Raw genomic sequence first — 1,487 nt, 5'->3', positions numbered from 1 at the left:
CGAGCCACTCCGACTTCAGTCGTAGGAAAGAGACCGACCGTGGCCCCGGGCCCTGGCGCCCGCGCGGACCGGCGACGCACGACAAGGCTGTCGCGGCATGGTCGGGCTAAAAGGATTCACGAAATATTTCGTGGGGGAACATCGATCGCGGGCAGCGGTTCTCATTGCTCAAGGCGGTCGAACCTCCTTGAATCAAACCCCGAAGACCAATCCCACACAACGGAGCTGCAGATATGCCTAATCAAGGCGGAACTCACCAACAGCACGTCAAAGCAGGCCAGCAGAGCCACAAGAACCGCGACGATCAGCGTCGCGGCCAGCAGCAGGCCGAGGACCGCAACATGCGTCAGCAGGATTCAGGTCAGCACAGGGGCGGCAGCGGCAACTTCGCCGAAGACCGCGAACGTGCATCCGAAGCCGGCCGCAAGGGCGGCCAGCGTTGAGCTTAAGCAGGCGTCCCGCGATCCCTTCGCGGGACGCCGCCCAGAACATCCAATTTGGAACTTCTTCCCCTCCCCTTGGTTCCTCCGAAACCCCGGCGGCTCGGCCGTCGGCAGGACGTTTGAACGGAGGCAACAATGTCCGTGCGCACACTTCACCCCGAACGTGTCGATGAGACACGTATGCAGGCCTATTCGACCTTCGCTCCGCTGCTCATCACCGCCCTGAGCCAGAAGCTGGCGCGCTGTCAAGGCAAGAGCGAGATGGACAAGGTCGAGGCGTCCCTCATCCGCGTCATCGAAGAAGCGGACGTCGTCACGGGAGACGTCGAGGCAATGAAGGAGTTCGCGATCGAACTCGTCGTGTCCACGCTGCGCAATGTGCGCGAGCATCCCGACGCCAAACAGGATGTGGAACAGATCGACGGCCGCCGCACGCAAGGACGCTCGGAGAACCCGGACACGCTGGAAGAACAATTGCAGTCCGGTCTCGAAGATAGTTTCCCGGCGAGCGATCCGCCCGCGGTCGTCTCCACCGCCATCAGCGGTGGCGCGAAGGACATCGTCGGCACCGACGAAGTGCTGCGCCGCAAGAAGGAAGCTGCCGAGCGCGGGCACGAAAACGAGAAGGCGTAGCCCCAGCCCCGCACGACCGCAGCCCGTTTCAGGCGCCCTGCCTCATCGCGGTCGCCAGCTCGGCGAAGGAACCAGTCCTTTCGCCAAGGGTTGGTTATCGGAAGGAGAAAACGATGGATAAAAGCAAACTTCCACATCGCCCGGGCGCTGGCCGAACGGCACAAGACGCGAGGCTGCCGACCAAGGGCGGCGACGATCCGGACGTGCGGTTCCTGGCCGAGAACACCGACCTTTCACCGAAGCAGGCGCGCGAGCTGATCCGCGAGCACGGGCATGACCGCGACAAGCTGCTTGAAATCGCACGAACCATGAAGGCCGAGGGCTGACCGGCTCTCTGAAAGCGAGGCAACGATGAGCAACTCACCCCGTACGGGACGTCCAGGCACATCCGATCAATGGCCACGTTGGGAA

3 protein-coding genes are annotated in these 1,487 nt (G+C 63.0%); all 3 read left to right on the top strand.

Annotation, left to right across the window (positions count from 1 at the left end):
• The first annotated feature begins 233 nt into the window (after positions 1-233).
• The 3 genes from EOA60_RS39950 (at position 234) to EOA60_RS32585 (ending at position 1,402) form a co-directional block, all read left to right on the top strand.
• The gene (locus EOA60_RS39950; protein WP_066998404.1) at positions 234-443 is read left to right on the top strand and encodes a KGG domain-containing protein; all 210 of its coding nucleotides are present in this window, start codon (positions 234-236) and stop codon (positions 441-443) included.
• Between the two features lie 180 nt (positions 444-623).
• Positions 624-1,076 carry a hypothetical protein gene (locus EOA60_RS32590; protein WP_245430647.1) on the top strand — a complete coding sequence of 151 codons (453 nt, stop codon included), beginning with the start codon at positions 624-626 and terminating at the stop codon, positions 1,074-1,076.
• A gap of 113 nt (positions 1,077-1,189) precedes the next feature.
• A complete protein-coding gene (locus EOA60_RS32585) occupies positions 1,190-1,402 on the top strand; it encodes a hypothetical protein (protein WP_066998409.1) in 213 nt (70 codons plus the stop codon).
• Positions 1,403-1,487 lie beyond the last annotated feature (85 nt).

Source organism: Mesorhizobium sp. M1A.F.Ca.IN.020.06.1.1, from assembly GCF_004023265.1.
GTDB lineage: Bacteria > Pseudomonadota > Alphaproteobacteria > Rhizobiales > Rhizobiaceae > Mesorhizobium.
This window is presented reverse-complemented; position numbering and strand designations above follow the sequence as displayed.

What these genes read in the sequence shown, in the direction of transcription:
- EOA60_RS39950 (WP_066998404.1), top strand. Translation starts at nt 234, where the DNA reads ATGCCTAATCAAGGCGGAACTCACCAACAGCACGTCAAAGCAGGCCAG.
- EOA60_RS32590 (WP_245430647.1), top strand. Translation starts at nt 624, where the DNA reads ATGCAGGCCTATTCGACCTTCGCTCCGCTGCTCATCACCGCCCTGAGC.
- EOA60_RS32585 (WP_066998409.1), top strand. Translation starts at nt 1,190, where the DNA reads ATGGATAAAAGCAAACTTCCACATCGCCCGGGCGCTGGCCGAACGGCA.